Below are 26,801 nucleotides of genomic sequence, written 5' to 3'. Positions count from 1 at the left end.
AGGCCGATGAGAGTGTCAGGGTCTATCAAAACCTCAACACCCTCATCGGAGAGCTTGCCCTGGCTAAATCTGGTCAGTTATCTCCAGGAATCCCCTGCCTTTAGGCATGGGGAGGATGTCAATCCAAAAGCATGTTGAGTTCACCAGAGTTTGTACTTTATGGATAAAGCAACATGAACAACTTCTGTAGCTAATGTAAAAAAACTGGAACCTCAATGGTTATTCCATTCCCAATCGTAGGCTATTATGAAAGGCAACTACTTCTCTAGTAACAGTAAGTAACGCCAGTGGGCTTGTCTGAATCCTATCTATGACACAAAACTAAGATGCTATGCTCTCTCAGTATTATCATAGAACGATAGTTTTCTTGCAAAAAAGATAAAGCACTGGATAATCTTAAGTAATGGAGTGGGTTCAAACAATTACGGTAATCATTACTGTTATAGGTGCTGTGGTCTGGTTTCAGAATAGTCTACGAGGGGAAATGAACAGTCTTCGAGGGGAAATGAATAGTCTACGAGGGGAAATGAACAGTCTTCGAGGGGAAATGAACAGCCTACGGTTAGAAATGAATTCTAGGTTTGAAGCGATGGAGAAAAGGCTGGATGATCTCCGCTCAGAAATGAATTCCAGGTTTGAAGCAGTGAACGCGAGGTTCGCCGAGCAGGGGAAAAGAATAGAGTTAATAGAAAAAATTTTGGCTAAAGCCGTTCGACTGGATGTAGAAGAACTTAAAAAATCTTCTTGATTGTTATGCTTTTACTCCGAAACCGTAAACGAAATACTTTCTTTCTTCCCAATGAGACAGTCGGTAGAGTAAAAATTCTAAAAATTCTTGTAGGAGAGATAAAATTTTTGGGCTTTTTTATGTATTCTGAGGTACTGTTCCATTTTTATAAGTTTTATTGAGTTTAACTTACCATCTTGATCTACTCTTGATTTTTGGCTATTTATCGTGGCGCACCCGGCGTGATTCGAACACGCGACCAACGGATTAGAAATCCGCTGCTCTATCCACTGAGCTACGGGTGCATAGAGCTATCATAATACTATAGCTTCATTCCTAGAGGAATTGCCAACCTTTGCTACATTTGTTTTCCTTTTGGAAAGGATAGTTCAAATATCTTATTTATCTTCAAAAAAGAGTGAATAAGTTTTTTCTTTTATTTTTAGGAATTTAATTTTTTCTTTTTTTTTCTTTTTTATTAAAACGAAAAAATAAAGCACTATCCAGTTACAGAAAAAGGAGGATTAAATTGATACAGCGTCTTGGGCATCAGTGTATTCAATTTTTAAGAAGCACGGGTGAAATTTTTTTCCTCCTCCTTGATACCATTTATTCCTTTTTTAGTTTTCCATTACGTTGGAAGCTGTTTTTGATGCAGATTTTATCTATTGGGGCAAAATCCCAGATGATAGTTTTAATAACCGGAGCTTTTACAGGCGCTGTTTTTGCAGCCCAAGTGCAGTTTCATTTTGGAAAACTTGGAATGAGTTCAGCTACGGGCCCAGTCGTAACTTTAGCCATGTTAAGGGAATTGGGGCCTGTACTCTGTGCTCTAATGGTGTCGGGTCGAGTAGGTTCTGCAATGGCTGCAGAAATTTCAACAATGAGAGTGACCGAACAGATTGACGCCTTGAGGGCTCTGGGAGTATACGTGACCCAATATCTGGTTGTGCCACGTTTTTTGGGCCTGGTTGTTTCTATGCCGTTGCTTGTGGCTATTACTTCGGGAGTAGGTATTCTCTGTGGCTATTTGGTCTCTGTGCCATTGCTGGGAGTGGAGCCTGCTTATTATTGGGAAAATACAATCCGCTTTACATCGCTTGATGATGTATGGATGGGAGAATTAAAAGGGATGTTTTTTGGGGGACTGATTGTATTGATTAGCTGCTATCGGGGACTTAATTGTCAATTGAGTGCTGAAGGAGTAGGGATTGCTGCGACGCAGGCAATGGTATATTCTTCGATATCCATTCTTATTTCTAACTTTTTCTTTAGTTTTCTTATGAATATCCTGTTTGCAGGATAAAGAAGAGATAGATAAATGACAAATGCTTATAAGGTGGGTATTTGTAAGAAAATATAAGTATGTGGGTGTTCTGTTGTTTGTGTCTGATAACTGATAAATGATGGAGAAGGGTAGAGAAACAAAAAAAGAGAGCAGGGAAAAGAACTTATTTGTTCTTGAATCGCACAAAAAGGTAGCAGAAAGATGCTGAAGGTAGTCAATATCAAAAAAACTTTCAATGGAACAGTTGTTTTAGATGGAGTCAATTTTGAAATCCTTGAAGGAGACCGGTTCATGATTATAGGAAGGAGCGGAGGGGGTAAAAGTGTCCTTTTACGCATTATTCTTGGCTTAATAAAGCCAGATTCTGGAGAAGTTTGGTATAAGGGTCAAAATATTGTAACCCTTTCGGAAAGAAAACTTGCTCCCTTACGGAGAGATATGGGAATGGTTTTTCAGAATGGTGCCCTATTTGATTTTATGACCGTTGAAGAAAATGTTGCTTTTGCCTTGCGGGAAAAAGGAGGAATGAGTGAAAAAGAGATTAAGAAAGAAGTGAGTGAACTTTTAGAAAGGCTTTTGTTAAAAGGCCAGGAAAAGAAGATGCCATCTGAGCTTAGTGGAGGAATGCGAAAAAGAGTAGCCGTGGCTCGTGCAGTTATAGCCAAACCGAAGATCATATTTTTCGATGAACCCACTGCTGGACTTGATCCTATAGCCTCTTCGGAACTTAACGCTCTTATTTGTTCTTTAAACAAAGAATTTAATGTAACTACTGTTATAGTTACCCATGATATGGAGGCGGTTCGGCAATTGGGAATCACTGTAGCCATGCTCTATAATGGTAAAATTTATTCTATTGGGACCCCACAAGAGTTCGAATCTTCTAAGGATCCAGTGATTCGGAATTTTGTACATGGGATTATAGAATCCGAAGTGAGGTGTAATTGAAATGGAACCAAAAAATTTGGAATTGAAGGTGGGTTTATTTCTTTTGATAGGACTAGCGATTTTAGGGGCATTGATCATTTATTTCGGCCGGTATGGGGAAAAATTTCGTCCTTCATATCAAATTACTGTCGAGTTTCCTAATGCTTATGGATTGATTAAGGGTGCGCCTGTTTATTTTGCGGGTGCACCAGTTGGTAGAGTGATCAGTACCCCACGGCAAATAAGGGAGGGGAGGGCAGTGGAGGTAGATATAAAAATTAACGCTGATGCTAAAATCCGTAAGGATGCTTTGTTTCAAATTGTAGATGTAGGGATGTTAGGGGATAAAGCTATTGCCATTACTCCTAAAGGAGTAACGGCTCCTTTTTTACGGAATGGGGATAAGGTTCGGGGAACTAGAGCTTCAACCTTAAGTGATGTGACAAGTCAGATCACTCCTTTAATAAATTCGGCGACCCAATTACTTGAAGGGGCGGGAACCATTGTAAACAGGATCAATCAGAATGTATTGACAGAGGAAACTGCAGCTGATCTTCGAGCTACTATAAAGGAGTTGCGGTTGGTTTTGAGTCGAACTGATCAGCTACTGGCAGACGCTCAGTATGGTAAAGGACCACTAGCAAAGATTCTTAACGATCCTGAAATTTCAGAAAATCTGTCCGCTTTCGTTTTCAATCTCCGAAAAAAAGGCATTCTTTTTTATTCGGATGTTGCTGCCAAAGAAGAAGCTAAAGCAGAATCGGTGCAAGCCCGCGAAGGAACAAAAACCAAAGGCCCGGTTCTAAAGGCAAAAATGGGAAAAAGCAATGTCAAATAGACACGATGAATGCTTCTATAGGAACCATTCTTGTTGCGGCTGGACAAAGCAAGCGGATGGGTTTTGACAAGATATTCAAACCGTTTGCTAATGGACTATGTCCTTTGGAAATCTGTTTGCATAGAATTCTGAGCTCTCCTTTAGTGGGACAAATTGTCGTGGTTGTATCGAAAGAAAATCTCGAAAGGGCGATGGAAAAAATTTCAACCCTTTGTCATGGTAAAGATATAAAAATTGTAGAAGGGGGCAAAGAAAGGCAAGATTCGGTCTATCAGGGATTATTGGCTTTGGATTCTCTTTGGGAATATGTAATGGTTCATGACTCGGCTAGACCTTTTATTAGCGAAGGACTTATTTCAGTAGTCTTCCAAGCAGCAAGAGAAATGGGAGCAGCTGTTTGCGGGAAACCTTGTTCGGATACTCTAAAAGAAGTAGATATGGATGGAAAAATCCTTAAGACCCTGGACAGAAGCAAAATATGGACGGTGCAGACGCCTCAGATTTTTAAAAGGTCTTTATTGGAAAAGGCCTATATGGCATTACAAAACCAAGGGGATATAGTAACCGATGATGCCTCCGCTGTTGAGCGAATTGGGGGAACTGTAAAAGTCGTTTTCTATAAAGGAAATAACATGAAGATGACATTGCAAGAAGATTGGGAGATAGCAAATCTCCTTTTGCAAAAGGAGAAATTTAACTAACCCATTAGCCTATTTCTATAGCTTTTTTTATTTAATTTCTCGATGTAGGGTGTGACGTCTAAGAAAAGGATTATACTTTCTGAGTTCAATCTTGCCTTGTTGTAACTTTTTGTTCTTTGTTCCATAGTAGCGAGAAGCAGGTTTGCCTTCGGCCTTCGCTTCCGTGCATTCAAGGATGATCTGTTCTCTTGGCATGTTTTAAACTTTATTTCTTAAAAAAATGATTGTCAATGGAAAGAATAAAAGAGAAGAAATTGGCCCTTTTTTTTCTTTTTAAACTGATAGATATTTTTTAACCGATCTTTTCTTATTATGGAAAAGCTAGTTAGGAGAATAAGCAAACAGCAGGAATGCCTGGATTTATGGGATACTGCCTCCAAGGACCTTTTGAAATGGAAAAATCCAGAAAGCTTCGCTGAACAGATCCATGATCTAAGAGTATTAGGCAAAAAATTGCGTGCCCTTTATTATTTTTTTAAGCCAATACTTGATTGCCGTCTTTTAGAAAAAGAAAAGCATCGTGTCAAGATGGCTATGTCAAGCTTAGGTTCTATAAGAGATTCGCATGTGTCGCTAGATGTTCTTAGAAAAATTAAGAAAGATGATCCTCAATTGATAATTCCCAACGAAATTGATCGTCTTTTGGAAGAACAATCGTTGGAATGGAACCAAAACCAATCCTTTTCTAATGGGGAGAAGATGGATGCTTCTAAAAAGCTTGCTTCGGCTATGGAAGTGCTTTTAGAAGCCAAAGAAAAGCTGCTTAGTCAATTAGCTAAACGAGCAATCGAAAAAAAAATAATCTTAGAAAGATTAACAAAAGGATTTCAAGCTGTAAAAAAAACAATGCAAAGAGCTATAAAAGAAGAATCGGCTGATTCGTTTCATCGTTGGAGACTCAAAACAAAGAGATTTTACTATCTCCTTGATCTTTGCATGCGGCAAAACGCTTCTAAAGAGCTAAGCAAAGTCCTAAAAAAATTTAAACAGATCGAACAACTACTTGGTCAAGCACATGATTTTCATGTGCTTGCCTCTTTTCTTATGAACAGGAAATATCTTAAAGAAGGACAGAATAAATCTTTCAAAAACTTTATCTTGCTACTGGATACTCTTGAAAAGGAAAAGGAAAAAAAAGCGTTATCTGTGGCTAAAAAAGTTGTAACGGCTGATTTTGAAAAAAACATTCAACGTATTGTTACTTAAAAGAATCAGAGTCCTCTGTCCTGTTGACCTTTTGTGCCTTTTTGATGGGAATTTTTTCCTCTATGGTTTTTATCTTACTTGGATAGAGCAAATAACGGTTTCTGGCTAATAAAAAAGCATTTAGCTCATAAGCCCATTTTCGTGCAATGGATTGAAGGGATCTGTAGGTATTGAGCTCTGTCAGAATAAGAGGACTGCCATAGACTTTAAAAAAAAGGTTTCTATGGGCAACAGAAGATCTTTGAAAAGGACTTGGATGGGCCATGTTGTTGATTCGAGACGCAAGAAAGACAGCAAGAGCGGTGAGATTGGCAGGAGTTTTAGGATCGATCTGCAATTCTAATCCAATAAGTCCATTAATAGATCTAGGAACAGCAAGAACTCCAGGAAGATTCAATCCGTTTATTTCTCTTGCCAACTGATAGCCATCCAGTCCTTTGGCTGCTATCAGCCTAAAGGCTTCTGTTGTGCCTGTTCCAAGTTCAAGTCCTGATAGACTGCCAACAAGACCTGTGACGACATAGTAAACAGGGGTGTCTTCTCTTGGTATATTGGGAGAGGTAGGGATCCATCGCAAGCCAGTATCTTGCCATACCATGGATCGATTCCATCCTTTCATGGGAATTACATAAAGTTGGCAGGGATGCGAGATGAACCCCCTGTCATTAGCCATCTGGGCTATTTCTCCCACTGTCATTCCATGCACATAAGGTACAGGAATAAAACTGACGAAGGATTTCCAGCTGGGATTAACCATTGGTCCCTCCACACGTAGTCCACCAAGAGGATTAGGTCTATCTAGTACATAAAAAGGAATTTGGGCTTCTCCACAGGCCTCCATCGCTGCCACCATAGTGCTTACGAAAGTATAGCTTCTGCAGCCAATGTCCTGAACGTCGAAAACTAAACAATCAAGATTCTTTAGCATTGCCTGCGTCGGCTTTTTTGTTGCTCCATAGAGGGAAAAAACCTTTAAACCCGTCAGTCTATCTCGATGAGAGGGAACTTCATCTCCGGCTTTGATTTTTCCTTCAATGCCATGCTCTGGGGCAAAAAGGCTGACGAGTTTGACCCCAGGTGCCTTTTGGAGTATCAGTCTGGTAGGTACTCCATGAGAATCTACACCACTTTGATTAGTAATAAGTCCTACTCTTTTCCCTCTTAAAGGGGCGAAATTTTCTTCCCGTAAAACGTCAATCCCAAGAAGAACGGCTGCATTGAGACAGGAGAAGAAGTTGTGAATTAAAACAAAAAAAATGAAAAGCAATAGACCCAATAGGGATCTTTTCATTTTTTTATCATTTTTATGCATGCGAGCAAAGTAAGCAAGACAATATTTTTGTTTGTAGGAGTTGGGAATAAAGTTTGATATTCTCTATTCTTCAGTATACAATCAAAAAGCTAAGCATAGTCCTCTGGGTGTGAGAAGCCATACCCCCTAAAATGAATCATTTTAAAAATTCTATCTATCGCACTATTGCTTATTTTTCAATGGAAATCGCTGTTGATGAGCGCATTCCTACTTATAGTGGAGGACTCGGTGTTTTGGCTGGAGACACATTAAGTGCCGCTGCTTCGGTCGGCTTTTCGATGGTTGGAGTTAGTCTGCTTTATCGCAAAGGGTATTTCTTTCAAAAGATTGATGAGCATGGAGTCCAAAGAGAAGAACCCGTAGAATGGGTAGTTGATGATTTTCTTGTAGAACAGCAACCCCGAATAAAAATTCAACTGGAAAATAGAGAGGTGACGGTTCGCTGTTGGCTCTATGAAATTGAGCAGAATGAGCATAAAGTTCCTGTTTATTTTTTAGATACCGATCTTCCAGAAAACGATCCTTATGATAGAAGTCTTAGTGGTTTTTTATATGGTGGAGATGACCGTTATAGATTATGTCAAGAGGCTGTTTTAGGGATTGGAGGCGTACGGATGCTTCGGGCTTTAGGCTATAAGAAAATAGATAGATTTCACATGAATGAGGGCCATTCTAGCCTCTTGACTCTTGAGTTGCTTAGAGAAATATCCGAAACAAAGCATGAGCCTATTTCTTGGGAGGATATCGAAGCGGTCAGGGCCCTTTGTGTTTTCACAACGCATACACCGGTGGCTTCTGGTCATGATAAGTTTCCTCTTTCTCTTGTAAAAGAGGTTTTACCTTTCTTTCCTTTCTATTATGGGGAGCTCAGGGATATTTTCTGTTGTGGGGACTTCCTAAACATGACTTATCTAGCTTTAAATCTTAGTCATTATATTAACGGCGTTGCCAAAAGACATTCGGAAGTTTCTCGAATGCTCTTTTCCCATTATGAAATAGATGCCATCACTAATGGGGTCCATGTGCCCTCTTGGGCCAGTCAGCCAATTCAGGAACTTTTTGATAAACATATCCCTCACTGGAGGGAGGATATTTTCAGTATTCGTTATGCTATTGCTATTCCTTTAAAGCAAATTTGGGAAGCCCATTTGATTAACAAAAGGCATTTATTGGACTTTGTGAATAGACAGAAAAACATTGGCATGGAGATTGATAATTTTACAATTGGTTTTGCCCGAAGAATGACCGCATACAAAAGACCAGAGCTTATTTTTTCCAATCTTGATCGGCTAAACTCTATTGCAAAAGCCATAGGACCGCTGCAATTAGTCTTTGCAGGCAAGGCGCACCCTAAAGACGAAGAGGGCAAAAAAATTATCCAAAGAATCCATGCTATCCATTCTTCTTTGAGTCCTGAAGTAAAACTTGTTTTTTTAGAAAATTATGATTTGGCTTTAGCTAAAAGGATTGTGGCTGGAGTCGATCTCTGGTTAAACAATCCGCTCCCGCCATTGGAAGCTTCTGGAACCAGTGGGATGAAAGCGGCTATCAATGGTGTTCCCTCTTTGAGCGTTCTGGATGGATGGTGGATAGAGGGCTGCATTGAGGGGATGACTGGATGGTCTATTGGGATGGATCATTTTCAAAGAAAAGAAGGAGGAGAAGATGACCATAGCAACGATCGGGATGCTGAGGCTCTCTATGACAAACTGGAAAAAGTAGTTATGCCCCTCTTTTATAAGAATAAGGATGCTTATTCATTAATTATGCGTTCCTGCATCGCCATTAATGGTTCTTTTTTTAATGCGCAACGGATGCTCATGCAGTATGTAATAAAAGCCTATTATTGAAAAGTATGATGAATACGGCTGCTTATCTAATTAAAGAAGGGCAAAAGGTCTCTTTAGCGGATTTTGATCCTGCCGATACAGGCCATTTTAGGAGGAAAGAAGAAGCTTTAACAAAGCTGAGTGCAGATATAGAAAAAATGATCAGTTTGCAGGATAAATTTTATGCCCGGAATACCTATTCTTTACTGATTATTCTACAAGGAATGGATTGTGCGGGGAAGGATAGTCTGATTAAACATGTTTTGTCTGGATTAAATCCGCAGGGTGTTGAGGTTTATAGTTTTAAAAAACCTACAGTTGAGGAATTAGAACATGACTTTTTATGGCGATGTTGGAAAAGATTACCTGCCAAAGGTCACATTGGAATTTTCAATAGATCTTATTATGAAGAACTTCTGGTGACTAGAGTCCATCCAGAACTTCTTGAAAAAGAAAGGTTTCCTCAACAGACTGTTGATGAAAAATTCTGGGAAAAAAGATTTTCGGCCATCAACCACTTTGAACGGTTTCTTGTAGAAAACGGGCTTTTGATTATCAAGTTTTTTCTTCATTTATCAAAAAAAGAGCAGGATAAGCGATTGGCAGAAAGAATCGAAAGGGAAGATAAGCAGTGGAAATTATCTCTTTCGGACCTGATGGAAAGAAAAAAATGGCCTGAGTATATTGCTGCCTATGAAAAGCTGCTTTCAGAGACTTCTACCATACAATGTCCTTGGTACATTTTACCAGCAGATCATAAGTGGTACAGCCAACTGCTGGCTGCTAGCATAATCGTAGAAAAAATGGAAGCCTTACAACTGGATTATCCTAAATTAAATGAAGAGGAAAAAGAAAAGCTAAAGGCGCTATTTTATAACTGAGCTTTTGCGATTGTTAAAAGTAAGAAAAAGGAAATTTATGGTAACTTACCGACAAGAAACAGATTCTCTTGGAACTATTGATGTTCCTTCAGATAAATATTATGGAGCCCAGACGGCTCGGTCCTTGATTCATTTTTCAATTGGTCAAGAAAAAATGCCCATTGAGCTGATTAGAGCCTTGGCATTGATCAAGAAAGCGGCTGCATTAACCAATGCCGAATTGAAGTTGCTTTCCGAAGAGAAAAAAAAATGGATTCTGAAAGCTTGTGATGAAATTTATCAAGGCCAGTTGGATGATCATTTTCCACTCCATGTGTGGCAAACTGGCAGTGGCACTCAAACAAATATGAATTGCAATGAAGTCATTGCCAATCGAGCAAACGAATTGGCTGGGTTTCCTCTTGGATCTAAAAGTCCTGTACATCCTAATGACGATGTGAACCGCTGCCAGTCTTCTAATGATGTTTTCCCATCGGCTATGCATATTGCTGCAGCCTTATCAACTCACAATCTTCTTTTGCCTGAAGTTTCTAAGCTAAGGGATGCTATAGAATTGAAATCAAAGGAATTTTTTCACATTATAAAAATAGGTCGTACCCATCTGATGGATGCGACTCCGATTTCCGTTGGACAAGAATTCAGTGGTTATGTTTTTCAGATTGATATTGGTATTTCTCATATAAAATCTAGCTTAGAGAAAGTCTATGGATTGGCTATTGGCGGCACCGCCGTAGGCACAGGGATCAATGCGCATCCGCTTTTTGGAGAAGAGGTAGCAAAAAAAATAGCCCAATGGACGAATCTTCCCTTTTTTTCGGTTCAAAATAAGTTTGCCTATCTGGCTGGTCACGAACCACTTCTAGCATTAAGTTCGGCTCTTAAAGGACTAGCTGCCTCTCTGTTTAAAATTGCTTCTGATATTCGTTTAATGGGATCTGGTCCACGATGTGGGCTTGCGGAATTAATACTTCCTGAAAACGAACCCGGCTCTTCTATTATGCCTGGCAAGGTGAATCCTACGCAAGCGGAGGCGCTCTCCATGGTCTGCATTGAGGTCATGGGTAATGATACAGCCGTAGCCATAGCGGGAAGCCAGGGGAATTTTGAATTGAATGTTTTTAAGCCTCTTATTATATGGAATGTCCTTCGGTCCATCCGTCTTTTAGCTGATGCATGTAAGAACTTTAGACGCTTTTGTATCGAGGGGTTGCAAGTCAATATTAAGAAATTGAAAGAATATGTTGATAATTCATTGATGCTCATCACCGTGTTGACACCTAAAATTGGATATGATTTGGCTGCAAAAATTGTCAAAAAAGCCTACCAGGAAAACTGCTCTTTGAAAACAGCAGCTATAGCATTGGGAATATTGACCGCAGAGGAATATGACCGGTATGTGCAGCCTGAAAAAATGATCGGTATTGAATAATTCAAAGCACAATCATGAATACTCGAAGTGCTTTATTGGGAATGGAAACAAGCTTTTGGTTTATACCCATGGATAAAGTGGTTGCTTTTCGTCAGTTCCTAGAAACTAGAAGCATTGTCGTGACCAATGGTTGTTTTGATCTATTCCATTTTGGACATTTGACCCTTCTCAGAGAGGCAAAAAAATTGGGAGATTTTCTTTGGGTAGGCATCAATGGGGATCAGTCGGTAAAAGAATTAAAAGGGGCTCAAAGACCTTACTTTTCTGAGTGGGAAAGAGCCACTATCGTTGGATCTTTTAAGTATGTGGATGCTGTGACTATTTTTCCAGAAGCACGAGCCACGACATTTCTTTCTTTGGTTAGGCCTGTGATTTATGTTAAGGGTGCAGACTATTCTTCCCAAACGATCCACCAGGAGGAAAAAGAAGTTCTAGACAGATGCCAGGCACTCATCAAATTTGTTCCCTTATATCCTGGTCGATCGACTTCGGGAATAGTGGAAAGAATACGAAAAGGAGTCCCCTCTGCAGATTAATGAGGAATGTCAAAGCTGAGCATTCTCATGTCAAATTCTAAGCTAGTCAACATTGCTGTGCTTGGTTCTGGGAAAGGCAGCAATTTTTTATCCATTGCTAAAGCGGTCTCTATGGGCCAACTCCCTGCTAGGATTTGTGTGGTGGTTTCGGACAATCCTGAGGCTTTGATTATAAAAAGAGCTACCGAGCTGGGTATTCCCACAGCAGTGTTGCCTTGTGGAAAATACAAAACTTGGCTGGAGCCATGGATTGAAGAAGAACTTGTTCGTGTTTTAAAACAGTATCATTCTGAGTTAGTTGTCCTAGCTGGCTTTATGCGTGTTTTAAAAGAGACTTTTCTTAAGGCCTTTGAAGGCAGGACAGTGAATATTCATCCTTCTTTGTTGCCTGCTTTCAAAGGAAAGGAAGCGTGGAAAGCAGCGTTAGAGGCTTGCGTTGCGGAAACTGGCTGCACCATTCATTGGGTAAGCAAAGAGGTGGATGGGGGTAAAATCATTGCCCAATCTAAGGTTCCTGTTCTGCCAGGGGATACTCCGGAAAGTTTACATGCTAGAATACAACAAGCAGAGCATGAATTGTATCCTAAGGTGCTGAAAGATCTCTGCTTGGATTGGATCAAAAAATATGCCAAATAATCTCTTTATCCACTAAAATCAGTGATGAAAGAAACGGAATTGGATCTTTGGCAGAGCGATGTTGCACGGCAAAATGCTCTTTTTGATGGCTTCAGTGCCCCTTGGACGGTTAGCGAGTTGACAAAAAAAATTCGATTTCTTTTGGAAGGGCAAATTGGAGAAGTCTGGGTAATTGGGGAAATTTCCAACTTAAGAATTCCTAGTTCTGGACATTGTTATTTTACATTGAAAGATGAAACAGCTGTGATCAACGCTGTATTTTTTAGGAGTGAGGCCCAGAAGCTCACATTCGAGTTAAGAGATGGGCTTTCTGTTGTGGTCAGGGGGTTGTTAACGGTTTACGAGACAAAAGGACAGTATCAACTCAGGGTGCTAGAAGCTAAGAAAAAAGGGGCTGGATCACTGTTAGAAAAGTTCGAGGAATTGAAACGAAAACTTTCTCAAGAAGGCCTTTTTGATTTATCGAGGAAAAAAAAGCTCCCTCTTTTTCCAGAAAAAATAGGAATTATAACCTCTTTAAAAGGAGCAGTGATTCAAGATTTTTCCAGAATTTTGCAACGAAGGGCTCCTGGCATAAGAATTTATGTTCGAGATGTAAGAGTGCAAGGAAATGGAGCGGCTGTCGAAATAGCGAGGGCTATAGAGGAATTTAGTTTAGCTCATGAGGTGGACATCTTGGTTCTAGCTCGAGGAGGTGGTAGCTTGGAAGACTTGTGGGCTTTTAATGAGGAGCAAGTGGCAAGAGCGCTTTTTCGCTGTATGATTCCAACAGTTTCTGCTGTCGGGCATGAAACGGATTTTACAATCGCCGATTTTGTTGCTGATGTGAGGGCTCCAACGCCTTCGGCGGCGGCGGAGATTGTATCCAGGGATTGGGAGGAATGGAGGCAAGAGCTTGAGCATTTGCGGCAGAGAATTTATCGGTTTTCTCTCCAGTTTATTGAAATATGGAAAGAAAGGTTAGAAAAAATCAGAAGCAGTTCTAGTCTTGCTGAACCCTCCCGCTACGTAGGATTGCTTCGGCAAAATGTGGATATGCTTGAACAATCCCTTGAAAAAGCGGCCATGGTGGCTGTCGAACGGATACGGACAAAACAGGCTCAACTGCGTTTACGGCTAAAGTCCTTCGATCCTATGCAGCATATTCGTTGTCTTAGAGAGGCATTAAAACTTTGGGGAGCTAGGCTCGAATCGGTTAGCCCTCAGGTTGTTCTCGACAGAGGCTACGCAATGGCCTTTGATCAACAGGGCCAACTATTAAAAGATGCTGGGAGTGTTGTCAGGGGAGAAAAAGTCATTGTCGTTCTTTCGAAAGGAAAGCTGTTAGGAGTAGTGGAGAAAACAGTTCGAAGCAAAGAGGAAGATTTTCCTCTTTGAAGAAGAAAGGTTTTTTGTTTGCTAGGAGTTCTTGACGAAAAGAAAATTTTTGTATTATATTGCTAACTCTTTTCATATTCATTGAAACAAAAGAGTATATCAGGAATATAGTATATATATATTTTAATAAGCATTGGATTGATTTATAATAAGAAGCATATTGCTTTTTGCCCATGTAGCTCAGTTGGTAGAGCACGTCCTTGGTAAGGACGGGGTCACCGGTTCAATCCCGGTCATGGGCTCGTAAAAAAAAATAATAACTTAGGAATAACTGAACTAAAAAGAGGGAAGGTCAATGGCAAAGGAGGCATTTTTACGAAAAAAACCCCATATTAATGTGGGAACAATTGGTCATGTCGATCATGGTAAAACAACTTTAACTTCGGCTATAACATTTGTGCTCGCCAAAAAAGGGCTTGCACAAAAAATGGCATATGAGCAGATCGACAAAGCTCCAGAGGAAAAAGAACGTGGCATTACCATCAACACGGCCCATGTGGAATATGAGTCGGAGAAAAGACACTATGCCCATGTGGATTGTCCTGGACATGCAGATTATATCAAAAACATGATTACTGGGGCAGCCCAAATGGATGGAGCGATCTTGGTGGTAAGTGCGGCTGATGGTCCGATGCCTCAAACAAGAGAGCATATCCTTTTAGCCCGGCAAGTTGGGGTTCCCTATATCGTTGTTTTTCTAAATAAAGTGGATATGGTCGATGATAAGGAATTGCTGGAACTAGTCGAGCTCGAAGTAAGAGAGTTGTTGACTCAATATGGGTTTCCTGGAGATAAAATTCCGATTATCAAAGGGAGTGCCTTGAAGGCTCTTGAAGGAGATCCTGAATACGAAAAGAGCATTCTTGAGCTTGTCGAAGCGATGGATAATTATATTCCAATTCCAGAAAGACCGAAAGATCAACCCTTTTTGATGCCGATCGAAGATGTCTTCAACATTGAGGGTCGTGGTACTGTGGTCACCGGTAGAGTCGAGAGAGGGACATTAAAGCGGATGGAAGAAGTAGAGATTGTGGGGCTTAGGCCAACGATCAAGACCGTAGTGACAGACATAGAGATGTTTAGGAAGACGTTGGATACAGCGGAAGCAGGGGATAATGTTGGCCTCTTGCTTCGAGGTATTAAAAAGGATGATGTGGAAAGGGGGCAGGTCGTTGCCAAGCCTGGTACGATAACTCCTCATAACAAATTTAAGGCTCAGGTCTATGTTTTAAAGAAAGAAGAAGGAGGCAGACATACCGCCTTTTTCAATGGGTATAGACCGCAATTTTTCTTCAGGACAACCGATGTGACTGGAACGGTTTCATTGAAAGAAGGCGTGGAGATGGTCATGCCAGGGGATAATGTTGAATTTACCGTGGAGCTGATTTCTCCTATCGCCATGGAAAAGTCAATGCGCTTTGCCATTCGCGAAGGAGGAAAGACGGTTGGAGCTGGAGTTGTGACTGAAATTCTTGAATAAAAGAGGCTTGAAAAACTGATCAAAAAACAGTAAATTAGGGCAGTAGCTCAATTGGTAGAGTAGCGGTCTCCAAAACCGTCGGTTGGGGGTTCGAGTCCCTCCTGCCCTGTAATATAAAAATGGCTATTTCTTGGATCGAGGTTGTTAACATTGTTGTCCTTTTTTTGAGTGCGGCTCTCTTAGTCTGGCTCTGGAAAAAAAAGGGGACATTGATTCGAGCTTTTATTGGAGAGGTTATCGTTGAGCTTAAAAAGTGTACATGGCCATGGGATCCAAAGGAAAAGGGGATAAGAAAGTATAAAGAATTGATTGATTCGACGTTGGCTGTGTCTATATATTCCATTATATTAGCGGCAATAGTGACTTCTGCTGATTTTATATTAGTAAGAGTAGTACATTTTATAATAACACTACATTTTTAGTTGCAATAGGGGGCAGTCTTTGGTCTCTTCTATCTAATTAGAGAAAAAAGTACAGTAAGGATGAAAGTGGAATATTCTAATGAGCCAATAGATGAGATTGCTGCAAAATCTCAAAAGATGCAATGGTATGCCTTACACGTTCTTTCTGGACAGGAAGAAAAAGTTAAAAAAAATTTAGAAAAGAGGATCAAGACCGAAGAAATGCAGGATCTTGTTGGCGAAGTGATTATTCCTGTAGAAAGAGTATCAGAAGTCCGAAAGGGGAAAAGAATTGAGGTTAATAGAAAACTCTATCCAGGCTATGTATTTATCCAGATTCAATTAAGGGATAGTTCTGGTAAGTTAATTGAGCGCTGTTGGTATTTTATTCGAGATACTCCTGGTGTGATAGGATTTGCGGATGGAGAAAATCCTTTACCTATGCCCAAGGAACAAGTCGAGGGGATGTTGAGGCAAATTCAGGAAAGGACAGAAAGTATCTTACCCAAAACTGTTTTCTCCGTTGGGGATCGAGTCAAAGTGGGAGATGGGCCTTTTTTGAATTCTGAGGGGGTAATTGAGGAGGTGGATTTGGAAAGAGGCAAACTGAGGGTTTCTGTTAATATTTTTGGGCGTTCTACCCCAGTAGAACTTGAGTATTGGCAAGTAGAAAAGGCGACTTAAAATTTATCTTTGATCCAAAGCTCATTCTATTAGAAGGAATCATTTTAAAAATTGGGAAAAACTATGGCTAAAGAAGTGAGTGCTATTGTTCGGTTGCAGATACCTGCTGGCCAGGCAAATCCTGCTCCTCCAGTTGGTCCGGCGCTAGGACAGCATGGGGTCAATATTATGGCATTTTGTAAGGAGTTTAATGCGGCAACTCAGAAGGAAGCGGGAAACATATTGCCCGTGGTAATTACTATCTATAAAGATAAGACATTTACTTTCATAACGAAGTCCCCACCCGCCTCTGTATTATTGAAGAAGGCCGCCAACATCGCAAGTGGTTCTAAAGAGCCAAACCGAACGAAAGTGGGAAAAGTAACTCGGGCTCAGATTAAGGATATTGTAAAAATCAAATGGAAAGATCTAAACGCTTCGACCGAAGAAGCAGCAATGAGAATGATCGAGGGGACTGCAAGGAATATGGGAATAGAGGTTATCGATTAATGGATAAGTAATGGAGAATCAAAAATGGATGGGGAGGAGAAACTCATGGCGAAGAAAAGAAGCAAAAGATACCGGTTGGCAGCTGAAAAGGTTGAAAAGAATAGGACCTATTCTTTGCCTGAGGCATTAGAGCTATTAAAGAACATGCCTAAAGCAGGATTCGACGAATCAGTAGATGTGGCTTTTCATTTAGGAGTGGATCCTAAGCAAAGTGATCAGATGGTTCGTGGGACGGTGAGTCTCCCACATGGCTCAGGAAAATCAATGAAGATAGCTGTTTTTGCCAAGGGGAGTGCGGCTGAAAGTGCGAAAGAGGCAGGGGCGGATTATGTTGGATATGAGGATCTAATAAAAAAAGTGCAGGAGGGGTTTACTGATTTTGATGTGGCTATCGCGACACCCGATGCGATGCAGGAGGTTAGAAAACTTGGGAAAATTCTTGGACCAAGAGGGCTCATGCCTAATCCTAGAACAGGAACGGTTACAGAAGATGTTGTTGGAGCTATAAAGGAATTTAGGAAGGGAAGAGTTGAATATAAGGTGGACAAGACGGCTAATCTCCATGTCGTAGCTGGCAAAGCTTCTTTCCCCAAAGAGGCTTTGGAAGACAATATAAAAGCTATTGTGGAAGCGGTGGCAAAAGCCAAACCACATTCCTCTAAAGGCAAATACTTTCAGTCTATGGCTATATCTTTAAGCCAATCGCCAAGTATTCGTGTTGATCCTTACTTGGTTGTCAAATAAGGAATAAGGTGCTATGAGAACAGAAAAAATAGCTTTAAAAGAACAAATTTTAGAAATTGTCAAAGCTTCTTCATTGATCGTTTTAATCGATTTTACGGGGTTAAAGGTTGCCGTTTTTTCTGAATTAAGAAAAAGGCTAAGAGCGGTCAATTGTCGCTGCCTTGTTTTGAAAAATACATTGCTAAGGCTTGCCTTAGAAGAAACCAAAATGGTTATGCCTCAGCAGAAGGATTTTATTGAAGCGAACTTATTGAAAGGTCCAACGGCGATTTTGTTTTCGGAAGCTAAAGATGTGGCTGGAGTGGCCAAAGTGTTGAAAAATTTTATTGCTGAGTTTCAACTTCCAAAGGTTAAGGGCGCTTTCATGGACAATGCCCTTCTTAGCGAAGAGGATTTTCTGAAATTAGCGGAGTTGCCTAGTTTGGAAGTTTTAAGGGGACAAATTCTTGGGACTCTTCAATTACCTGCGGTAAGATTGGTGAGATTAATTAATGAGCCAGCTACTGCCCTTGCACGCTTAGTAGAGATCTATTCAAAGAAGGAAAATTAAAAACCGTGCATTGTCTTATTTGATTGAGAGAATGGAAAGTAATTTGCTTACCTGGGGAAAGCCACCTCTTCCAAGTAAGAGAAAAACGGAGTAAAGTTTTGGCTTTTATATGTCAGAAAAGTTTATCCTTTGTAAAGTATTTTTTTTGAAAATATTCAAGAAAAATAGGGACAAAGGAACATGAAAAGAAGAGGGCGAAATGTCCACCTAGCCTTGGAGCCCTCCAAGGAGAATTGACAGAGCGGGTGCCTGTCTCTAGGTGGAATGAAAGGAGGATACAATGGCTGATCTGGATATGCTTGTCGATCAATTAAGTAAACTGACGATATTGGAAGCTTCTGAGCTAGTAAAAAAGTTGGAAGCCAAGTGGGGGGTTAGTGCTGCAGCTCCTGTTGCAGTGGCAGCAGCAGCCCCGACTGGAGCTCAGCAAGCTGCAGAAACTCCTGCAGAAGAGAAAACAACCTTTGCGGTCTATCTGAAAGAGATTGGGCCAAATAAAATTGCCGTGATTAAAGAGGTAAGGGCGGCGATTGCGGGGCTTGGGCTGGCGGAAGCTAAAGCGCTTGTCGAAGGGGCTCCCAAACTTCTAAAAGATGGAGTATCAAAGGAGGAAGCTGAAGAGATAAAGAAAAAAATAGAGGCTGCTGGAGCTAAAGTCGAAATTAAATAATAACTGCGTTATTGTGGGGCTTAGGATATGAATCAGAAAATGCAGAGAATCAATTTTGGAAAAATTCGGGAAGGATTGAGTTTGCCTAATCTTATTGAACATCAAACAAAATCTTATGCCGATTTTCTCCAACTCTCGGTAGCTCCACAGGATAGGAAACCTGAGGGGTTGCATGGAGTTTTTCAGGAAGTTTTTCCGATAGAAAGTTACGATGGGAAAGTCAGGCTGGAGTATGTCAATTACGAAATTGGCGACCCTAAATTTAGTCCCATTGATTGTCTGCGGGATGGAAAAACTTATGCAGCCCCTTTGCATGTTACGTTTCGACTTAAAGATGAGGAAGGGGTAAAGGAAGAGAAGGTTTATATGGGTGAGTTACCGATGATGACTCCTCAGGGAAGTTTCATCATTAATGGGGCTGAAAGGGTAATAGTCAACCAATTGCATAGATCTCCTGGGATCTGTTTTGAATCTTCTTTTCACAGTAACGGAAAGACGCTTTATTCCTTTCGGATCATTCCTGACAGAGGCAGTTGGCTTGAAGTTGCCTTTGATTCCAACGATCTGCTTTATGTCTACTTGGACAGAAGGAAAAAGAGAAGAAAATTTCTTATTACGACCTTGTTACGAGCCCTTGCCGCTGCATTGTCTGGGAGCTCATCTCCCTTGGGGACAGGTGGAGATGAAGAAATTATCAGACTTTTTTACACAGTTGAGGAAATCAATCTTTCTGAGGGTATTGAAGAAGAAAAAGTTGCCACCAAAGTGCTCGTTAACGAAGTGCGAGATCCCAATAACCCAGAGGTGGTTTTGGCTAGGGCTTATGAGCCAGTAACAAGAAGTGTGGTTCGGCAGCTGTTAGATTTGGGCATTAAGACGATTCAGGTTGTCGATGTACAATATGATGATACGCTGATTAAGTGTATAAAGAAAGATCCAACGAAAGATCCAATTGAGGCTTTAAAAGAAATATATAGAAGGCTGCGGCCTGGAGACCCGCCAACTGAATCGAATGCAAAGCTCCTTTTGAAAAGGCTTCTATTGGATCCAAAAAGATATGATTTAGGAAGGGTTGGGAGGTATAAACTCAATCAAAAATTGAACATCCAAGTAGACCCAGAGATTCGCATATTGACTTGGGAAGATCTTGTGGCTGCTACCCGCTATTTAATAAAACTTAAAAAAGGGGAAGGGATTACGGATGATATTGATCATTTAGGGAGCAGGCGCGTTCGTGCGGTTGGTGAGCTTGTAGCCAATCAGTGTCGAATGGGACTAGCTCGAACCGAAAGACTCGTCAAGGAACGGATGACGCTTTTTGATGTCAATACGGAAGGAATGACTCCTCAAAAATTGATTAATCCTAAGGCGTTATCGGCTACAATAAGAGATTTTTTTGCTCGCAGCCAGCTTTCTCAGTTGATGGATCAAATTAATCCTCTTTCAGAGCTGACTCATAAGAGAAGGCTTTCGGCTTTAGGTCCAGGGGGCTTGTCAAGAGAACGAGCCGGTTTCGAGGTCAGAGATGTGCACCCTTCCCATTATGGAAGGATTTGTCCTATCGAAACTCCAGAAGGACCCAATATTGGGCTTATTGCCACAATGGCTTCTTACAGCCGCTTTAATGAATACGGCATTTTGGAAACGCCTTATCGTAAGGTTGTTAATGGCAAGGTAACCAATGAAATCGTTTATCTTACAGCGGATCAGGAAGAAAATTACGTGATAGCCATGGCCAATACGGCGGTTTCTGATGATGGAATGATATTAGATCAGCGGGTTGCTGTCCGCTTTCGCAGAGAGTTTATGGAAGTGGAACGAGAAAAAGTAGAATACATGGATGTCTCGCCCAAGCAGATAGTTTCCATAGCTGCAGGGCTCATTCCATTTCTTGAACATGATGATGCGAATCGGGCACTCATGGGTTCTAATATGCAACGGCAGGCTGTTCCGCTCATCCAACCTGAAGCACCGATTGTGGGTACAGGTATTGAGGAAAGAGTCGCTAGGGACATTCAAGCTGTAGTGGTTAGTGAAACAGATGGCGTGGTAGCATCAGTTACGGGAAATGAAATCATTGTGACGCCGACTGGATCTCTTGCCGATCTTAAGAAAAAGAAAATCAAACAAGGTTCTGAAAAGGAAGTTGGCATATATAAGCTCAATAAGTTCATGCGATCCAATGCTGGGACTTGTATCAATCAAAAGCCCATTGTCAAAAAAGGACAGGTGGTTAAAAAAGGAGATATTCTAGCCGATGGTCCAAGTACGCAGAATGGAGAACTTGCTCTGGGAAGAAATCTGCTTGTGGCCTTTATGCCTTGGAATGGGTATAATTTTGAGGATGCTATCATTGTTTCAGAAAGGATTGTTAAAGAAGACCTTTTTACAAGTATTTATATCGATGAATTTGAAATTGTGGCTCGGGATACGAAATTGGGACCAGAAGAAATCACTAGAGATATTCCTAACGTAGGAGATGAGGCACTAAAAAACCTTGGGCCTGATGGAATCATTCGAGTTGGTGCGGAAGTTAAACCTGGGGATATCCTCGTAGGGAAAATAACACCTAAAAGCGAAACCGAACTGGCACCGGAAGAAAGGCTTTTAAGAGCCATTTTTGGGGAAAAAGCTGCTGATGTCAAAGATTCTTCTTTGAGGGTCCCTTCGGGCACTTATGGCATTGTAATGGATGTACGAGTCAGTTCAGGGACCGCTCGGGTGAGAAAAGAAAAGATAAGTGCTTCGGAAGCCAAACAGAAAATCAAAGAGATCGAAGAAAGATATGATAAAAAAGAAGAAGAGCTTCGAGAAGAACTGACGCAGGCTCTTTCCAATATTTTACTGAATGAGAAAATTCCACTGGATGTGGTGAATGTGGAGACGGGAGAAATTATTATCCCTGCTAACCGGAAAATCACGAAGGTGCTTTTAAGGAAAATGGCTCAAGCCTACGATAAGATTGAGATTGATCCAAGCCCCATCCGTTCCAAGATCTTTGATATTATTGGCAATTTTGAAGCCAAATTTGAACAACTAAGAAACGATAGAGAGTTAGAACTTGATCAAATAGAAAGTGGGGAAGATACAGAACCAGGGATCATCAAGCAGGTAAAAGTATTTATTGCTAACAAAAGAAAGCTTTCGGTGGGAGACAAAATGGCTGGAAGGCATGGGAATAAGGGAGTTGTTTCAAAAATTGTTCCCGTAGAAGATATGCCCTATCTGCCCGATGGTACCCCTGTGGATATTGTTCTTAATCCGCTGGGAGTTCCTTCTCGAATGAATGTAGGGCAAGTGCTTGAAACCCATCTTGGGATAGCTGCAAAGAAATTGGGGTTCAATGTGGCCACTCCTGTCTTTGATGGGGTTAAAGAAGAGAAAATACGGGAATTTTTGGTGAAGGCGGGTATGGATGAAGATGGGAAAAGCATCCTTTATGACGGTCGAACGGGAGAACGGTTTAATCAGAGAGTGGTTGTGGGAGTGATCTACATGATGAAACTCAATCATATGGTTGCTGATAAAATCCATGCCCGTGCTGTTGGACCTTATTCGCTAGTAACGCAACAGCCTTTGGGAGGCAAAGCGCAGTATGGTGGCCAACGGTTTGGGGAAATGGAAGTTTGGGCAATGGAAGCCTATGGCGCGGCTTATGTCTTGCAGGAGTTGTTAACGGTTAAATCAGACGACGTGCAAGGTCGAACAAGAATTTATGAGAGCATTGTTAAAGGGGAAAATTACTTAGAGACCACAACACCAGAATCTTTTAATGTGCTTGTCAAAGAAATGCAAGGGTTGTGTCTTGAAGTCACCATCGGCCAGCGATCGGATTCCTTTGGCTTACCTATGAAGCCAACCTCTTCGAAAGCCTTGAATGGGGGTGAAGCAGCTTAAAATAAAGAAGGAGTAAGACGATATGGAAGCAAATAATTTAACAGCTCGCCAGGTGCTTGGTTTTCAAAAAACAATAGGATTTGATGAGGTAAGAATTTCAATTGCTTCCCCTGAAACGATCGAATCATGGAGTAAGGGAGAAGTACGCAACCCGGAAACTATTAATTATCGGACCTTTAAACCCGAAAAAGGGGGATTGTTTTGCGAAAGGATTTTTGGACCAACAAAAGATTGGGAATGTGCGTGTGGGAAGTACAAAAGAATCAAATATAAGGGGGTTATTTGTGATAGATGTGGCGTAGAAGTGACTTTATCAAGGGTAAGAAGAGAGCGGATGGGGCATATTCGTCTTGCTGTGCCTGTTTCTCATATATGGTTTTTAAAATGCATGCCTAGTCGACTAGGTTTAATGATGGATATGACCGCAAAGGATCTTGAGCGGGTGATTTATTATGAAGATTATCTTGTGGTAGATCCAGGAAAAACGCCTTTGAAGTTCAAACAGCTGCTTTCCGAACAGGAGTATCGAGACGCATTGGCGCAATACGGGGAGGGTTCCTTTGTGGCGAAAATGGGAGCTGAAGCTGTAAGAGATGTTTTAAAGCAAATCAATTTAGAATCCCTTGCGAATGATCTTTCCAGAGCGATTGAAGGAACGAGGAGCAAACAACTTAAAAAAAAGCTTTCGAAAAGGCTGAAACTAGTTCAAGGACTTATAAGCTCGGAAACGAGGCCTGAATGGATGATATTGGAGGTGCTGCCTGTGATCCCTCCAGATTTAAGGCCTTTAGTTCCTCTTGAAGGAGGAAGATTTGCCACTTCAGATTTGAACGATCTTTACCGCAGGGTCATCAATCGAAATAACAGGTTGCGAACCCTTCTGCAGTTGAAAACCCCTGATGTGATTATCAGAAATGAGAAACGGATGTTGCAGGAGGCTGTAGATGCCCTCTTGGATAATGGTAGGCATGGAAGGGCTGTAACTGGGGCGGGGAATCGGCCACTAAAATCCTTATCGGATATGCTTCAGGGAAAAACGGGACGGTTCCGGATGAATCTGTTAGGCAAGCGAGTGGATTACAGCGGTCGATCGGTCATTGTTATCGGCCCAGAGTTAAAGCTCCACCAGTGCGGCCTTCCAAAAAAAATGGCTCTTGTTCTTTTTGAGCCTTTTATGATTAGAAGACTCAGAGAGCTGGGGCATGTCCATACGGTGCGAACGGCCAAGAAGATGATTGAAAAACAAGATCCACTGGTATGGGACGTACTTGAACAAGTAACTGCCGGACACTTAGTTCTTTTAAACAGGGCTCCTACATTGCATAGGCTTTCTATTCAAGCATTTGAACCGATCCTTATCGAAGGCGATGCAATTCGTATTCATCCTTTGGTTTGTACCGCCTACAATGCCGATTTTGATGGGGATCAGATGGCAGTCCATGTTCCACTTTCCATAGAAGCTCAGTTGGAGGCTCGACTTTTAATGCTTGCTCCATTGAACATCTTTTCGCCTTCCTGCGGCAAGCCGATCACTACGCCAACCCAAGATATAACGCTTGGTTGTTACTACATAACGCAAGCTCCCTTGAAGATCAAAGCTCAGGAACAAAAAAGAAAGCCGCTATTTTCCGATCCTTTGGAAGTCATCTTTGCTTACAATGAAGGAAATTTGCAGCTACATGATCTCATTTTTCTTAAAAATCCAGATTATGGAAAAGAGACGATTTTTGGGGATAAAAACAAAAAGGTTATTGAGACCACTCCTGGAAGAGTCATTTTTAATCAAATATGGCCTGAAGAACTGGGCTTTTACAATAAGCCTGCTGGTAAAAAGCAGCTTGGAGAAATCATCCTAAAGTGCTATCAAAAGGTTGGCAGAGAGAAAACGGTTCAATGCCTTGATCAGCTCAAGCAACTAGGCTTTTCTGAAGCGACAAAAGCTGGCATTTCCATTGGAATGGATGATATGATTGTCCCCACTGAGAAATCCAGGATCATTGCAAAAGCTTATGAGATGGTCAATGTTGTGGAACGGCAATACAGATCTGGGGCTATAACTGATGGAGAAAGATATAATAAAATTGTAGATATCTGGACACAAGCTACTGAAGAAATTTCTAGTGTGATCTACAAGACATTGGAGAATAATCTAGGAAGGCCGGAGTACAATCCTCTTTATCTTATGGTGGATTCGGGAGCCAGAGGGAATAGGCAACAGGTCAGACAACTTGCTGGAATGAGAGGCCTCATGGCCAAGCCCTCCGGGGAAATTATAGAAAGACCCATCATTTCAAATTTCAGAGAAGGACTTTCTGTCTTGGAATATTTTATCAGTACTCATGGGGCAAGGAAAGGACTTGCTGACACTGCTTTAAAAACGGCTGATGCGGGCTATTTGACAAGAAAATTGCATGATGTTGCCCAAGACGTGGTGATTACTGCTGAAGATTGTGGGACAAATAAGGGAATAATCGTCAAAGCGATTTATGAGGGGGATGAAGAAATTGTGAAATTATCCGAAAGGATTTATGGAAGGGTGTGTTGTGATGAAATCTTCGATCCAATGACCGGCAAGAAAATCATCCAACCTGGAGAACTCATCGATGAAAGGAAAGCTAAAGAGATAGAAGAGGCTGGAGTAGAAAAAGTCAAAATTCGTTCGGTCTTGACCTGCGAAAACAAGTGGGGCGTTTGTGCTATGTGTTATGGGTTGAATCTGGCTACAAATAAAATGACAAAGCTTGGTGAGTCAGTGGGAGTGATTGCTGCTCAATCTATTGGAGAACCAGGTACACAGCTGACCATGCGGACCTTTCATATTGGAGGAACTGCCTCTCAGGTTTTCAAACAACCTCAGATTCGAGCTCGAAACGATGGCATCGTCCAGTACATTGATCTTCGGACAGTTAAAACAGCTGAAAACCATTTCATAGTGTTAAGTAAAAGCGGTTATCTTGCTGTTCTGGATCCCTCAGGGAGAGAATTGGAAAGACATACGGTCATTGTTGGATCGATTATTTTGATTCCAGATGGAGAAACGGTGAAAAAAGGACAGGTTTTTGTTCAATGGGATCCTTATAATGTTCCAATTTTGACGGAGAAAGGGGGCATTGTTGAATTTAGGGATATCATTGAAGGGGTAACTGTGAAAAAGGAGTTGGATGAAACGACCAAACAAATTAGCACGATTGTCATTGAGCACAAACATGATCTTCATCCTCAGTTACTCATCTTGGACGAAAACACACGAGAAGTTATTGCTTTTTATGGTATTCCCGCGGGAGCAAGAATCGAAGTGAAGCCAGGAGATAAGGTCGTAGCTGGACAAAGAATAGCTAGAACTCCTAGAAAGATGGTTCAAACAAAGGATATAACTGGAGGGTTACCTCGAGTTGCAGAGCTTTTTGAAGCAAGAAAACCCAAAGATTCTGCCGAGATTGCCAAAATAGATGGGATTGTGGAAGATGGAGGAATTATCCGTGGCAAAAGAAGAATATTGATTAGGGATGTAGAAACGGGGATAGAAGAAGAGCATCTGATTCCCCTTTCTAAACATTTGATTGTTTATAAGGGAGATGTTGTTAAAAAGGGTCAGCAATTAACAGAAGGGCCAATTGTGCTCCAAGAACTTCTCGAAGTATGCGGCATTCAGGAATTACAGGAATACCTACTACATGAAGTGCAAGAGGTGTATAGACTACAAGGAGTCGAGATCAATGACAAGCATATTGAGATTATCATCAAACAGATGCTTAAAAAGGTAAAAATTCTTGATTCCGGGGATACTTCTTTCTTGTGGGAAGAACAGGTCGACCGATTAAAATTTGAAGAAGAAAATAGAATCGTTGAAGCTAAGGGAGGCAAGCCCGCTGTTGGGGTACCAGTCCTTCTTGGAATTACCAAATCTTCCTTGGACACGGATAGCTTCATAGCGGCTGCCAGCTTTCAGGATACGACAAGGGTTTTAACGGATGCGGCTACCCTTGGAAAAGTTGATCCTCTCAAAGGCTTTAAGGAAAACATCATTATGGGGAATTTAATTCCTTCAGGTACTGGATTCAGAGCGTATAGGAATATTCGGTTGGTGGAGCTCAGACCTGCTGAAAGCAAAGAAGAACAAAAGGAGCAGAAGTCTTCTGAAAATGGAGAAGAAGGTAATACTCTAGAAGAAAAATGGATTCCTCAGGCTGGAACATAAG

General features: G+C 41.2%; 23 protein-coding genes and 3 tRNA genes. 23 read left to right on the top strand and 3 right to left on the bottom strand.

Annotation, left to right across the window (positions count from 1 at the left end; genetic code table 11):
- The first annotated feature begins 403 nt into the window (after positions 1–403).
- On the top strand, positions 404–748 hold the full coding sequence (locus A7Q09_RS06300; protein WP_134390424.1) for a hypothetical protein: 345 nt from the start codon (positions 404–406) through the stop codon (positions 746–748).
- 208 nt (positions 749–956) lie between these two features.
- Here the strand turns inward: A7Q09_RS06300 and A7Q09_RS06295 are convergent.
- Positions 957–1,032 (bottom strand) — tRNA-Arg (locus tag A7Q09_RS06295).
- 224 nt (positions 1,033–1,256) lie between these two features.
- Here A7Q09_RS06295 and A7Q09_RS06290 point away from each other — a divergent pair.
- From A7Q09_RS06290 to ispD, 4 genes are all read left to right on the top strand, one after another.
- Complete coding sequence (locus A7Q09_RS06290) at positions 1,257–2,033, top strand: ABC transporter permease (protein ID WP_134390423.1); 777 nt, start codon at positions 1,257–1,259, stop codon at positions 2,031–2,033.
- Positions 2,034–2,216: 183 nt separating this feature from the next.
- A complete protein-coding gene (locus A7Q09_RS06285; RefSeq protein ID WP_134390422.1) occupies positions 2,217–2,963 on the top strand; it encodes an ABC transporter ATP-binding protein in 747 nt (248 codons plus the stop codon).
- Between the two features lies 1 nt (position 2,964).
- On the top strand, positions 2,965–3,780 hold the full coding sequence (locus A7Q09_RS06280; protein WP_134390421.1) for an MlaD family protein: 816 nt from the start codon (positions 2,965–2,967) through the stop codon (positions 3,778–3,780).
- 5 nt (positions 3,781–3,785) lie between these two features.
- The gene (gene ispD / locus A7Q09_RS06275) at positions 3,786–4,481 is read left to right on the top strand and encodes a 2-C-methyl-D-erythritol 4-phosphate cytidylyltransferase (protein ID WP_134390420.1); all 696 of its coding nucleotides are present in this window, start codon (positions 3,786–3,788) and stop codon (positions 4,479–4,481) included.
- A 27-nt stretch (positions 4,482–4,508) separates the two neighbouring features.
- Here the strand turns inward: ispD and rpmG are convergent, their stop codons facing one another.
- Positions 4,509–4,676: a 50S ribosomal protein L33 gene (gene rpmG / locus A7Q09_RS06270; RefSeq protein ID WP_009059060.1), complete on the bottom strand. Its 168-nt coding sequence runs from the start codon at positions 4,674–4,676 to the stop codon at positions 4,509–4,511.
- A gap of 117 nt (positions 4,677–4,793) precedes the next feature.
- Here rpmG and A7Q09_RS06265 point away from each other — a divergent pair, with 117 nt between their 5' ends.
- Positions 4,794–5,687: a CHAD domain-containing protein gene (locus tag A7Q09_RS06265; RefSeq protein ID WP_134390419.1), complete on the top strand. Its 894-nt coding sequence runs from the start codon at positions 4,794–4,796 to the stop codon at positions 5,685–5,687.
- On the opposite strand, the gene A7Q09_RS06260 is transcribed toward A7Q09_RS06265, so the two are convergent.
- A complete protein-coding gene (locus A7Q09_RS06260; protein WP_244228577.1) occupies positions 5,680–6,978 on the bottom strand; it encodes an exo-beta-N-acetylmuramidase NamZ domain-containing protein in 1,299 nt (432 codons plus the stop codon). The two genes, A7Q09_RS06265 and A7Q09_RS06260, sit on opposite strands and share 8 nt — an antisense overlap.
- A 152-nt stretch (positions 6,979–7,130) precedes the next feature.
- Here A7Q09_RS06260 and glgP point away from each other — a divergent pair, with 152 nt between their 5' ends.
- The 17 genes from glgP (at position 7,131) to rpoC (ending at position 26,800) form a co-directional block, all read left to right on the top strand.
- A complete protein-coding gene (glgP, locus tag A7Q09_RS06255; protein WP_166791937.1) occupies positions 7,131–8,849 on the top strand; it encodes an alpha-glucan family phosphorylase in 1,719 nt (572 codons plus the stop codon).
- An 8-nt stretch (positions 8,850–8,857) separates the two neighbouring features.
- Positions 8,858–9,709 (top strand): PPK2 family polyphosphate kinase, encoded by an 852-nt coding sequence (locus A7Q09_RS06250; RefSeq protein ID WP_134390428.1) that lies wholly within the window; start codon positions 8,858–8,860, stop codon positions 9,707–9,709.
- A 37-nt stretch (positions 9,710–9,746) separates the two neighbouring features.
- Entirely contained in the window at positions 9,747–11,138 is a 1,392-nt protein-coding gene (gene fumC, locus A7Q09_RS06245; RefSeq protein WP_134390417.1) for a class II fumarate hydratase, read from the top strand.
- Between the two features lie 14 nt (positions 11,139–11,152).
- Positions 11,153–11,674, top strand: coding sequence for an adenylyltransferase/cytidyltransferase family protein (locus A7Q09_RS06240; protein ID WP_134390416.1), 522 nt, complete (start codon positions 11,153–11,155; stop codon positions 11,672–11,674).
- Positions 11,675–11,701: 27 nt separating this feature from the next.
- Positions 11,702–12,310, top strand: coding sequence for a phosphoribosylglycinamide formyltransferase (purN, locus tag A7Q09_RS06235; protein WP_134390415.1), 609 nt, complete (start codon positions 11,702–11,704; stop codon positions 12,308–12,310).
- 24 nt (positions 12,311–12,334) lie between these two features.
- Positions 12,335–13,687 (top strand): exodeoxyribonuclease VII large subunit, encoded by a 1,353-nt coding sequence (gene xseA, locus A7Q09_RS06230; protein ID WP_134390427.1) that lies wholly within the window; start codon positions 12,335–12,337, stop codon positions 13,685–13,687.
- Between the two features lie 169 nt (positions 13,688–13,856).
- Positions 13,857–13,929 (top strand) — tRNA-Thr (locus A7Q09_RS06225).
- Positions 13,930–13,982: 53 nt separating this feature from the next.
- Positions 13,983–15,167: an elongation factor Tu gene (gene tuf / locus A7Q09_RS06220; RefSeq protein ID WP_134390414.1), complete on the top strand. Its 1,185-nt coding sequence runs from the start codon at positions 13,983–13,985 to the stop codon at positions 15,165–15,167.
- 36 nt (positions 15,168–15,203) lie between these two features.
- Positions 15,204–15,276, top strand: a tRNA-Trp gene (locus A7Q09_RS06215).
- A 10-nt stretch (positions 15,277–15,286) separates the two neighbouring features.
- The gene (locus A7Q09_RS06210; protein WP_039721803.1) at positions 15,287–15,589 is read left to right on the top strand and encodes a preprotein translocase subunit SecE; all 303 of its coding nucleotides are present in this window, start codon (positions 15,287–15,289) and stop codon (positions 15,587–15,589) included.
- Positions 15,590–15,649: 60 nt separating this feature from the next.
- Positions 15,650–16,252, top strand: coding sequence for a transcription termination/antitermination protein NusG (gene nusG / locus A7Q09_RS06205; RefSeq protein WP_134390413.1), 603 nt, complete (start codon positions 15,650–15,652; stop codon positions 16,250–16,252).
- 63 nt (positions 16,253–16,315) lie between these two features.
- Entirely contained in the window at positions 16,316–16,741 is a 426-nt protein-coding gene (gene rplK / locus A7Q09_RS06200; protein ID WP_134390412.1) for a 50S ribosomal protein L11, read from the top strand.
- 24 nt (positions 16,742–16,765) lie between these two features.
- Positions 16,766–17,485 (top strand): 50S ribosomal protein L1, encoded by a 720-nt coding sequence (gene rplA / locus A7Q09_RS06195; protein WP_134390411.1) that lies wholly within the window; start codon positions 16,766–16,768, stop codon positions 17,483–17,485.
- Between the two features lie 13 nt (positions 17,486–17,498).
- Positions 17,499–18,035 (top strand): 50S ribosomal protein L10, encoded by a 537-nt coding sequence (gene rplJ / locus A7Q09_RS06190; RefSeq protein ID WP_134390410.1) that lies wholly within the window; start codon positions 17,499–17,501, stop codon positions 18,033–18,035.
- A gap of 280 nt (positions 18,036–18,315) precedes the next feature.
- The gene (rplL, locus tag A7Q09_RS06185) at positions 18,316–18,705 is read left to right on the top strand and encodes a 50S ribosomal protein L7/L12 (RefSeq protein ID WP_134390409.1); all 390 of its coding nucleotides are present in this window, start codon (positions 18,316–18,318) and stop codon (positions 18,703–18,705) included.
- Positions 18,706–18,732: 27 nt separating this feature from the next.
- On the top strand, positions 18,733–22,602 hold the full coding sequence (gene rpoB, locus A7Q09_RS06180) for a DNA-directed RNA polymerase subunit beta (RefSeq protein ID WP_134390408.1): 3,870 nt from the start codon (positions 18,733–18,735) through the stop codon (positions 22,600–22,602).
- Between the two features lie 22 nt (positions 22,603–22,624).
- Positions 22,625–26,800 (top strand): DNA-directed RNA polymerase subunit beta', encoded by a 4,176-nt coding sequence (gene rpoC / locus A7Q09_RS06175; protein WP_134390407.1) that lies wholly within the window; start codon positions 22,625–22,627, stop codon positions 26,798–26,800.
- Position 26,801 lies beyond the last annotated feature (1 nt).

This window comes from Methylacidiphilum sp. Yel (genome assembly GCF_004421185.1).
Classification (GTDB): Bacteria; Verrucomicrobiota; Verrucomicrobiia; order Methylacidiphilales; family Methylacidiphilaceae; genus Methylacidiphilum.
Note: the sequence above shows the minus strand (reverse complement) of the source record. Positions and strands in the feature narration are given on the sequence as shown.

Coding starts and splice junctions, on each gene's coding strand:
- A7Q09_RS06260 (WP_244228577.1), bottom strand. CDS start 6,978: ATGAAAAGATCCCTATTGGGTCTATTGCTTTTCATTTTTTTTGTTTTA.
- A7Q09_RS06285 (WP_134390422.1), top strand. CDS start 2,217: ATGCTGAAGGTAGTCAATATCAAAAAAACTTTCAATGGAACAGTTGTT.
- A7Q09_RS06210 (WP_039721803.1), top strand. CDS start 15,287: ATGGCTATTTCTTGGATCGAGGTTGTTAACATTGTTGTCCTTTTTTTG.
- fumC (WP_134390417.1), top strand. CDS start 9,747: ATGGTAACTTACCGACAAGAAACAGATTCTCTTGGAACTATTGATGTT.
- ispD (WP_134390420.1), top strand. CDS start 3,786: ATGAATGCTTCTATAGGAACCATTCTTGTTGCGGCTGGACAAAGCAAG.
- rplL (WP_134390409.1), top strand. CDS start 18,316: ATGGCTGATCTGGATATGCTTGTCGATCAATTAAGTAAACTGACGATA.
- glgP (WP_166791937.1), top strand. CDS start 7,131: ATGAATCATTTTAAAAATTCTATCTATCGCACTATTGCTTATTTTTCA.
- rplJ (WP_134390410.1), top strand. CDS start 17,499: ATGAGAACAGAAAAAATAGCTTTAAAAGAACAAATTTTAGAAATTGTC.
- rpmG (WP_009059060.1), bottom strand. CDS start 4,676: ATGCCAAGAGAACAGATCATCCTTGAATGCACGGAAGCGAAGGCCGAA.
- A7Q09_RS06250 (WP_134390428.1), top strand. CDS start 8,858: ATGAATACGGCTGCTTATCTAATTAAAGAAGGGCAAAAGGTCTCTTTA.
- rplA (WP_134390411.1), top strand. CDS start 16,766: ATGGATGGGGAGGAGAAACTCATGGCGAAGAAAAGAAGCAAAAGATAC.
- nusG (WP_134390413.1), top strand. CDS start 15,650: ATGAAAGTGGAATATTCTAATGAGCCAATAGATGAGATTGCTGCAAAA.
- rpoB (WP_134390408.1), top strand. CDS start 18,733: ATGAATCAGAAAATGCAGAGAATCAATTTTGGAAAAATTCGGGAAGGA.
- A7Q09_RS06265 (WP_134390419.1), top strand. CDS start 4,794: ATGGAAAAGCTAGTTAGGAGAATAAGCAAACAGCAGGAATGCCTGGAT.
- A7Q09_RS06300 (WP_134390424.1), top strand. CDS start 404: ATGGAGTGGGTTCAAACAATTACGGTAATCATTACTGTTATAGGTGCT.
- A7Q09_RS06280 (WP_134390421.1), top strand. CDS start 2,965: ATGGAACCAAAAAATTTGGAATTGAAGGTGGGTTTATTTCTTTTGATA.
- tuf (WP_134390414.1), top strand. CDS start 13,983: ATGGCAAAGGAGGCATTTTTACGAAAAAAACCCCATATTAATGTGGGA.
- purN (WP_134390415.1), top strand. CDS start 11,702: ATGTCAAATTCTAAGCTAGTCAACATTGCTGTGCTTGGTTCTGGGAAA.
- xseA (WP_134390427.1), top strand. CDS start 12,335: ATGAAAGAAACGGAATTGGATCTTTGGCAGAGCGATGTTGCACGGCAA.
- rpoC (WP_134390407.1), top strand. CDS start 22,625: ATGGAAGCAAATAATTTAACAGCTCGCCAGGTGCTTGGTTTTCAAAAA.
- rplK (WP_134390412.1), top strand. CDS start 16,316: ATGGCTAAAGAAGTGAGTGCTATTGTTCGGTTGCAGATACCTGCTGGC.
- A7Q09_RS06240 (WP_134390416.1), top strand. CDS start 11,153: ATGAATACTCGAAGTGCTTTATTGGGAATGGAAACAAGCTTTTGGTTT.